Origin of the sequence: Pseudonocardia sp. (assembly GCF_025965585.1) — a bacterium.
Classification (GTDB): Bacteria; Actinomycetota; Actinomycetes; order Mycobacteriales; family Pseudonocardiaceae; genus Pseudonocardia.
On record NZ_JAOPWR010000438.1, the window covers coordinates 1 to 8,121 of the forward strand.

General features: G+C 68.3%; 10 protein-coding genes. 6 read left to right on the forward strand and 4 right to left on the reverse strand.

Going from position 1 to position 8,121, the window contains the following annotated elements; genetic code table 11:
• The coding region (locus JWR81_RS26875) for an enoyl-CoA hydratase/isomerase family protein (RefSeq protein WP_297658936.1) at nt 1–713 on the forward strand (713 nt) is incomplete at its 5' end.
• Between the two features lie 543 nt (nt 714–1,256).
• Here JWR81_RS26875 and JWR81_RS26880 read toward each other — a convergent pair.
• Entirely contained in the window at nt 1,257–2,513 is a 1,257-nt protein-coding gene (locus JWR81_RS26880; RefSeq protein WP_297658938.1) for an inorganic phosphate transporter, read from the reverse strand.
• A gap of 214 nt (nt 2,514–2,727) precedes the next feature.
• Between JWR81_RS26880 and JWR81_RS26885 the strand changes: the two genes are divergently transcribed.
• The 4 genes from JWR81_RS26885 to JWR81_RS26900 all read left to right on the forward strand — a co-directional run bounded on the left by JWR81_RS26885 (nt 2,728) and on the right by JWR81_RS26900 (nt 5,276).
• Nucleotides 2,728–3,498, forward strand: coding sequence for a maleylpyruvate isomerase N-terminal domain-containing protein (locus tag JWR81_RS26885; protein ID WP_297658940.1), 771 nt, complete (start codon nt 2,728–2,730; stop codon nt 3,496–3,498).
• Between the two features lie 206 nt (nt 3,499–3,704).
• Nucleotides 3,705–4,025: a hypothetical protein gene (locus tag JWR81_RS26890; RefSeq protein WP_297658942.1), complete on the forward strand. Its 321-nt coding sequence runs from the start codon at nt 3,705–3,707 to the stop codon at nt 4,023–4,025.
• Between the two features lie 601 nt (nt 4,026–4,626).
• Entirely contained in the window at nt 4,627–4,794 is a 168-nt protein-coding gene (locus JWR81_RS26895) for a hypothetical protein (protein ID WP_297658944.1), read from the forward strand.
• A complete protein-coding gene (locus tag JWR81_RS26900; protein WP_297658946.1) occupies nt 4,791–5,276 on the forward strand; it encodes a hypothetical protein in 486 nt (161 codons plus the stop codon). Before JWR81_RS26895 ends, JWR81_RS26900 begins: the two co-directional genes overlap by 4 nt.
• A gap of 551 nt (nt 5,277–5,827) precedes the next feature.
• Here the strand turns inward: JWR81_RS26900 and JWR81_RS26905 are convergent.
• The 3 genes from JWR81_RS26905 to JWR81_RS26915 all read right to left on the reverse strand — a co-directional run bounded on the left by JWR81_RS26905 (nt 5,828) and on the right by JWR81_RS26915 (nt 7,757).
• Nucleotides 5,828–6,331 carry a hypothetical protein gene (locus tag JWR81_RS26905; RefSeq protein WP_297658948.1) on the reverse strand — a complete coding sequence of 168 codons (504 nt, stop codon included), beginning with the start codon at nt 6,329–6,331 and terminating at the stop codon, nt 5,828–5,830.
• Between the two features lie 24 nt (nt 6,332–6,355).
• Entirely contained in the window at nt 6,356–7,024 is a 669-nt protein-coding gene (locus JWR81_RS26910; RefSeq protein WP_297658949.1) for a YdcF family protein, read from the reverse strand.
• 82 nt (nt 7,025–7,106) lie between these two features.
• Nucleotides 7,107–7,757 (reverse strand): GntR family transcriptional regulator, encoded by a 651-nt coding sequence (locus JWR81_RS26915; protein WP_367278864.1) that lies wholly within the window; start codon nt 7,755–7,757, stop codon nt 7,107–7,109.
• Between JWR81_RS26915 and JWR81_RS26920 the strand changes: the two genes are divergently transcribed.
• Nucleotides 7,757–8,035 carry a tyrosine-type recombinase/integrase gene (locus JWR81_RS26920; RefSeq protein ID WP_297658952.1) on the forward strand — a complete coding sequence of 93 codons (279 nt, stop codon included), beginning with the start codon at nt 7,757–7,759 and terminating at the stop codon, nt 8,033–8,035. The genes JWR81_RS26915 and JWR81_RS26920 overlap by 1 nt on opposite strands.
• The last annotated feature ends 86 nt before the right edge of the window (nt 8,036–8,121 follow it).

Genomic DNA, 8,121 nt, shown 5'->3' on the forward strand with positions numbered 1-8,121 from the left:
CCCTCATCAAAGATGCCGAGGGCGACGACGCTGTGCAGGTGCTCGTCTTCGCCAGCGCCGATCCCGACTACTTCATCTCCCACGTCGACCTCAACCGGGTCAGCGAATACCGCGCGGAGGCCGCGAAGCTGACTGGTGAAGCGTCAATCGCCCTGCTGTTCCACCATCTGAGCGCAAGCCGCCTCGTGACGATCGCCCAGATCGAGGGCCGGGTCCGAGCCGCGGGCAGTGAGTTCGCCTTGGCCTGCGACATGCGCTTCGCCGCGCGCGAGTCGGCGATTTTCAGCCAGTTCGAGCCCGCGTTCGGTCTACTCCCCGGTGGCGGCGCTGCCCAACACCTCACACGCCTGATGGGTCGCGCCCGGGCCCTGGAAGTCATGTTGAGCGGGGAGGACTACGACGCGGAGCTGGCCGAGCGATACGGGTGGATCAACCGAGCCGTACCCGCAGATCAGCTCGACGCTTTCGTCAAGTCACTTGCTCACCGCATCGCCGGGTTCCCGGCGCTCGGCCACATCGCAGTAAAGGACCGCGTGAATGAGATCGCACTTGCACCGGTCGAAGATTTCCGACGCGATTCTGACCTCTTCGGCGAGATCGTGCGCACTCCCGAGGCGCAAAGCCGAATCCGAGCGGCGATGAGGCGCGGCCTACAGACTCGCGATGGAGAAATGGCCATGGGCCGGATATTGACTGATCCCACCGGCGACTGACCAGGATGTAGATGGCTGATCGGCGTGACGCACCAAGGAGTAGAGCTGAGGACGACTCGTGCGTGGCGCGCAGGTGGAACTGTCTTGTTCGCGGTATTCCTTCTCAGCGGAGCGAGCGTCGGCTGCCGACGAGACTCCGATCTCTTCGGCGAAGCCGCGCGCCCCCGGAGGCACAGAACCAGATTCGCGCGGCCGCACTTCCCAGGAACTCCTTCAGCGCGGGGATGAATTCCCCGAGGACAGACCTGTGGGCCGGTCGAGCGCGGTCGCCTTACGCCACCGCGCACCCGCCCGAACACGGCCCAGATGCCCCGAGCCTGCCCGAACAAGATCGCCCGCCGCGGAGGGATCGGCGATCGGACAATCCGGTCGTAACCTCGGGTTGCGGCAACGTGGAACGGCATGTCGGTCGCTGATGTGACGGGTGGATGCATCCGTTGCGCAGGCCGTCGGCTTCTGCCGCCGATGCGTACCTCGGTCCCGATGAGCCTCATCGCACCGAGCGGCGACCGCAACTGTCGCTGCTGCTGACGTGCACGCGCGTCACCAGGTGACCGACCCGGACTCCGCGCGCGCCGCGGCCTCGGCCCCGTCCAGGTCCCCGCCGCGCTCGATCACCTCCCGGCTGGCGGGGACGCCGCGGGCGTCGATCACGGAGCCGGCGCCGGGCCGTAGCCCCATCCGGACCTCCCGCCGGCCCGGGTCGACGTCATGCGCCCTCGGTGCGCGGCGCAACGCCACCACCAACGCCCCGAGCAGGACGACCAGGAGCACGGCCATCACCGCCACCGCGGCCGGTGGCGGCAGCTTCGTACTGATCAGGTACACCACGCACACCACCGCCGCGGCCGCGGGCATCGTGACGATCCAGGCGATCGCGAGGCGACCGAGCACCGTCCAGTTCACCGGCGCGCCACGTTTTGTCGTCCCCACCCCGGTGATGGAGCCGGCGACCGTGTGTGTCGTGGACACCGGCGCACCCAGCGCCGTGGAGCCGAAGATCGAGACCGCCGCGGCGGTCTCGCTCGCGAAGCCGCTCACCGGGCGCAGCTTGGTGATCCCCTCCCCCATCGTGCGCACGATCCGCCACCCGCCCGACAACGTCCCGGCGGCGATCGCCAGGTAGGCGACGATCGCCACCCAGGTCGGGATCGGCAGGCTCCCGCCCGGGCCCGCAGCGAGGTGCCCCGTGGCGACCAGCAGGGCGGCGATCACCCCCATCGTCTTCTGGGCGTCGTTGCCGCCGTGAGCCACAGACACCGCGGCGGAGGAGAGCAGCTGCAGAAAGCGAAACCGCCGCTCGGTCGGCTCCACCTCGGCGCGGCGCAGCAGCCCCCGCAGCGCGAGCATGACCGTGCCACCCAGGACGAGGCCTGCGATCGGCGAGACCAGGATGAACAATGCCGTCTTCTCCACACTCTCCGGCTTGATCGCGCCCAGCCCACCCGCAGTCAAGCCGGCCCCCACCAGCCCGCCGACCAGGGCGTGCGACGACGAGGTCGGCAACCCCAGGTGCCACGAGGCGAAGTTCCACGTCAACGCGCCGAGCAGTGCGGCGAACACGACGGCAAGCCCGAAGTACCGGCTGTGCACCGTCTGGCCGATCGTGTCGGCGACGGCGGTTCCCACGAAGAAGAAGGCCACGAAGTTCCAGCCGGCCGCCCACAGCACGGCCCAGCGCGGCTTCAGCACCCGGGTCGCCACCACGGTGGCGATCGAGTTCGCGCTGTCGTGGAAGCCGTTGGTGTAGTCGAACAGAAGCGCCAGCGCGATCAGGCCGATCGTGGCGAGCAGCGTCACATCCACACGCTGCGTGTCCCCTTGCCCAAAGTGCCGACCTCACGAAAGACCTGAACGTCGAGTGAACAGATATCCAACATAGGGAGTTCACCTCACGCTCTGAGGTCTTCGTCGCAGGCCGTTCAGCACTCGTTCGCGCCCCGCCTCAAGGAGAGGATCGGTCGCTGCCGGTTCGGGTACCTGGTAGCGGCGGAGCTGAGAAAGGGAGCCGAACGTGAGGATTGAGCGCAGTGCCGAAGCGGACGCGTTCCTGGCCACCGTCGACACGGCAGCCCCGGAAGCGGTCAGCGCGTGCGACGGATGGACCACACATGAGATCGCCGCGCACGTCACCGGTATCGCGGTCGAGGTCGTTCGTCACCTCGAGCCGTACCTGCAGGGCGATGCGGTGCCCGCGACCCGGAGCTTCGAGGAACGTGAGGCATCACTGCTGGCCCTCGGGCACGCCGAACTTCTGAAGCGCCTTGAGGCCGACGAGGACCGGATGCGACGGCTCGTCGCCGACGTCCTCGATCGCGAGCCCGACGCGGTGATTCCGTGGACCGGGCGGCACATGGCGGTGGCCAAGTTCGTCCCCCACCTCCGCAATGAGCACGCTCTGCACCGGTGGGACGTGGCCGGTGACGACGACGTCAGCGACCGCCTGCTAGGCAGCGAGGATCTGATCGAGCACTCCGTCGGGGAACTCGGGCAGATCCTGCTGGTCGCCGGTCGTCGGCACGACCCGGATCCCGACTCCGACTTCCGGGTTCGCCTGCACAGCCCGGGCCACCATGACCTGCTCGTGCTCGTCGAGGCCGGCACCGCCACTCTGGCGTGGGCCGACGAGGACCACACCGCTCTGGGCGAGCCCTGGCTCGACATCGACCCCGCGGCCCGGCATGTGGTCATCTGGGGACGACGACCCGACCGCCGCGGCCGTCTCCGCAGCCATCTGAGCTCCCCCGACCTGGCACGGCTGCAGGCGCTCCTGTCCGGCTACTGATTCCATTCGCTGGCGCTGGCTGCTCAACATCGCACGAGGACCCGAAGGGGAGAGCCGTATGCCTGTCAGTGACCCGGCCGGTACCGCGGCCCGGACTGCGATGCTCGCCCGCGGCCGGCCTGAGCACACCACTTGGAACCCCGACCCGCCGTCGCGGCCACGCTCAACAAGCTGACCACGCGGCGCCGAGACGCCTTGCAGTACGCGTGGAGCGCAGTCACCGAGCCCGCCCCGCCCGCGTCGCCGCCACCTGCGAGGTGCTGCGCGCCGCGCTGGTCAACGCCGGTTTGCCGACCAAGCCGGCCGAGCTCGCCGCCGACTTCTCCCACCTCACCGAGCTTGGGGATCGTGGCGGTGGTGCGGTGGACCGCCGCACCCAAACCACCCGACTAGACCCCCCGGCCCGCCACCCATCGATCATCCGGCATCGCGACACGCCTGCCCGGGCGGCGCACAGTGACCCGCCCCCGCGCCGCCGCGGGCGCGGGTTTGCTCGAATCGCCACGCCGGCCGGGGCGCTGTGGTGAGACTGCCGGGATGGAAACCGATCAGGACCGGCTCATCGAGCGTCGCCTTGAGCAGCCGCATAACAGCTGTTCAAGCCCTGTGGGCCCCCGGGGGATCGAACCCCGAACCCGCGCACTCCCGCGCGATCATGTCCGACTTTCGTGGACGTGCCGCGTGACCTGCGAGAACCGCTCCCCCGGCCTCCGGTCGTTCGTGATCGCTTGACGCTCTTCTGAGGACGTTTCGCGTCCCAAAACTGTCCACGGGATCTTGAGGTGCACCGTGCCGCCGAACCCGCGCCGGCCGTTCTCCGCCCACGCCGGGTGCTGGTGGTGATCTCCTCGCGGCGCGGGTGGAACCCTGCCGGGTCGAGGGGTGGAAGGCAAGGTACTCAGTCCCGCCTTGCCTCCCACCCCTCGGGCCGGTAGCCCTGGGGCGCGCCGTGAGGAGATCACCGCCCCCGCCGCACTCCCCCGATCTCCGAGCGGTGTCGGGTTCGGGCGGAGCCCGCCTCTAGTTCTTGGCCGCGGTCGCTATCTCTGCGGTCCGCGCGCTGCGATGGTGTGGGGCATGACCGACCCTGGACCGGAGTACTGGCGACGGCAGGCGGCGCAGCTTCCGGTGATCGACGCGCTCCGCGACCTCATCGACCAGGAGCCCGATCGCTTCACCGGTCTGACCACCGCTGGATCGGACGATGTGACGCTGCACGTCGTCGACCCCACGGTCCGCGAGGACGAACGTCTGCTTGCGTTGCTCGATTTGCGTTGCTCGATGACGCTCGTGTGACGGGCATCGAGGTGGAGTTCGCTGAGAGCCCGCGCTCGCTGCGTGAGCTGAATGCCATCAACGACGAGATCCGGCAGACCAACCCCTTTCAGGAGGTCGGGGTGCGCGTGGCTCAGTTCTGGATCGACCCGGCCACCGCGGCCGTGGCGATCCACGTCGCCGACTCGGCCGTAGACGTCGTTCGGCGCATGTTCGCCCGCCACGGCGATGCCGTGATCGTGACCGGCAACGGTCCCGTCGACCTGTCGACGCGACTGGGACACTTCTCAGGATCCCGAGATGGCTGGCCGGTGCCCTCGCTCGCACCCGACCACGCCGCCGGCCGCGTCACCGACGAGGTCGCCGAGCTATACCGCGGCGAGGGGTTCGAGGTCGAGATCTATCACCTGGGCGATCCGTACATGCTCCACTCCGACCAGAGGCCTGGTCGCATCCGACTGCTCGTCCACGACGGGCACGTGGTCGACGCGGGCCAAGGCTGAGCCGGGAGCGCGACGTCGCCGGGATGGGAGAGGCCCGACGAGCGAGCCTTGGTTGCGTGACGATGCCTGGCTGACGCGGCGCTTCTGTCTGGTGGAGCTGGTGACGACTTCGACGGGTGGCCGGGTAGGACGGACCGACGGCCGCACCCGGGCCGGAGGTAGAGGGGGTGGACGGCAGGCCGGCATAGCCGGCCCGCGCCGCCGGAGGCGGCGCCTTGATCCCATAGAGACAGATTCGGCAGCGAAGGACGCATGGCGCATGGCGCGACAAGTGCACGTCAGGCCCGGCGGGGTCGGACCGACTCAGTCGCTTGTGACGTTCGCCGGGCCGGTCGCCCGTACAGCGACGTCCTCGGCGAGACCACGAACACGGCGCAGCGCGCCACCTCGGAAGTCAACTGGCCCGGTCAGCTCAGTGTCCCCTTTACGGGCTACCTTCGCGGGTCTCGTGGACCGCCGACGGCCGATCCTGACCCTTGTTCTCTGTGCCCATCAGCTCGGCTGTGTAGTAGGTCGACATGAAGTCGGCGCCAGTAGGCACCGCGTCGTCACTACTTGGCGGTGGCGGCGGGTTGTTCGACTGGGGCTCGGTCATGCGAACCATTCTGCACGATGGCGACCGTGGAAAAGATGAGGCCCGCCGACAGCAGTCCAACGCTGCACCACCACAGCACAGCCTTGCGGCGATGCCTCCGGTGGTTCCTCTTGAACGCGGCAACTCGCGTCGCTACGAGACGGGCGAGGACCTCGGCGCGGCTCTTATCGGTGAATGACAGCAACGCGTCCGGCTCCGGAACGTCATAATGCCGAGTTGCCACGTAGGCCGTCAGCGCAAAGAAGAACGCACCACCGAAGGCGATGAACGCGAGGACGGCGAGGACCGGCTGAGGCGATGGGCGAGTCGCGAGGAACTGGGTGGCTGTCGCAGCAGCGCCCGCAAGCAATGCCGACTTCGTGTCCAGTTGATTGCCGGAGGCGGCGAGCCGAGCGAGACGATCTGCGATCTCTTTGTTGAGCAGCTCAAAGGTGTCGATCTGATCATCAATACCGGACATAGAAGCGAGTGTCGCAGCCCTGCCTCAGCCAGTCTCGTCGAGCACCCGGCGAGTGAAGCCGGCTGAGACGAGTCGGCTGTAGGCCACGCGTACGTCGCTAGGCACGTCCTGCCCGATTGCCCATCCGTGCTCGGGATAGATCCAAACACGTTGGGTGTCGCCCACGAGCATGCTGACCACGCGGTCCACGTCGCCGATCCCGGCGATGTAGTCGTCGAGCGGCACGTCCTGCGATGCGCAGATGATGTCGACGTTGGGCCAGCGCAGGCGGCACATCGCGTATGCGCGTCGCTGTTGGCAAGGGCGCGAGATCAGCATGATCGATCGGACGTCCAGGTGGTTGGCCTTGACGATGGCGCGAGTGAAGTCGATGTTCTCGCCGGTGTTGGCGGCCTTGGATTCGACCAAGATCGCGCTGTCGGGGACGCCGAGTTCGAGGCCGTGTTCGCGGTAGTGGACGGCTTCGCCGCGGGGGAATCGTTCGACGGTGGTGGGCGCGTTCGCCCCGGTGAACACGACCTTGGGGAACATGTCTCGGTGGTAGAGCTCGGCGGTGTAGATGGCAACGCCGAGGTCGTGGCTGCCGAGGCCGATGCCGAGGTCGACTGGGTGTAGCTGGTGGTGCATCTGGTTGAATTCCCAGAGGGTGGCGACATCGGCGCGGATCTGGTCGTTCAGCACGGTTGCCGGCATGGCTGGTGTCCTCAGTCGGGGATCGGGAAAGAGTAGGTCCAGGAGAACCGGGATGCAGCGTGCACGCGGCGGGCGACCTCGATCAGTGTTCGTCGGCGGTGTAGGTGCGCCGTTGCAGGATCATCACCGGCTCGCCGGCGGGGAGGTCGAGCTGCTCGATCTCGTCGGGGGTGGGCATGCGGGCGTGGAAGGACTCGGTGATGTGGTCGGGCACCAGGCCCTGGAGCGTGAGCACGGCGAACCCGCCGCCGCGTTCGGCCGGCCCGGGGGTCGGGTCGACGAGGGGCGTGTTCTCCACGTCCTTCGGCAGGTAGTAGCTCGTGAGGGTGTGGGTGGGCTGGTCGCCGTCCTTCACCAGCCGCGCCCGCTCGTAGACCGGCGTCCCGGGCTCGATCTCGAAGGCCTGGGCGATCTCGGCGTCGGCGCCGACCTGGGCGACGCTCTGGGTCTGGTCGGTGGGCTTCCACGCCTGACCAGAGGCCTCGCGGTCGGCGGCGAACGCGACGAGGTCGCCGTACTTCCATTTCTGCTTGCTGTAGCGCTCGACCCCGAGCCGGCGCATCGGGGGCTGCTGACGCACGACGGTTCCGCGGCGGCGGACCGGGGTCACCAGCCCTTCCGCTTCGAGAAGGGCCACGGCGTTGCGGACGGTCTTGACGTTCACCGCGTACTGGGTGGCTAGCTCGTCCTGCTTGGGCAGGGTCGCGCGGGGCGCGTACTGACCCTGCTGGATTGCCGTCGAACGTCCGCGAGGTCTGGCGGCAGGTGCAGACCGGCGCTGAAATGGAGGGGTTCGTGAGCCACACGCTGCGCAAGACGGTCGCGAGCTTCCTCGACGACGCCGCGGTGTCCACTCGGAAGATCAGCGACCAGCTCGGCCACTCCAAGGTGAGCATGACGCAGGACCGCTACCTCGGGCGACGCCTCACCGACCGGGAGACCGCCAACGTGCTGGAGAACCTGTTCGACGAGGGCCCGGGCGACGAAAAACGTCCCGAAAGTGTCCCGTGATCTTGGTCGGACGGAGGGTCCAAGCTCGTGGCCAGCGGTTCTGGTGGGCCCCCGGGGGATCGAACCCCGAACCCGCGGATTAAAAG

What these genes read in the sequence shown, in the direction of transcription:
- JWR81_RS26905 (WP_297658948.1), bottom strand. Translation starts at nt 6,331, where the DNA reads ATGTCCGGTATTGATGATCAGATCGACACCTTTGAGCTGCTCAACAAA.
- JWR81_RS26910 (WP_297658949.1), bottom strand. Translation starts at nt 7,024, where the DNA reads ATGCCGGCAACCGTGCTGAACGACCAGATCCGCGCCGATGTCGCCACC.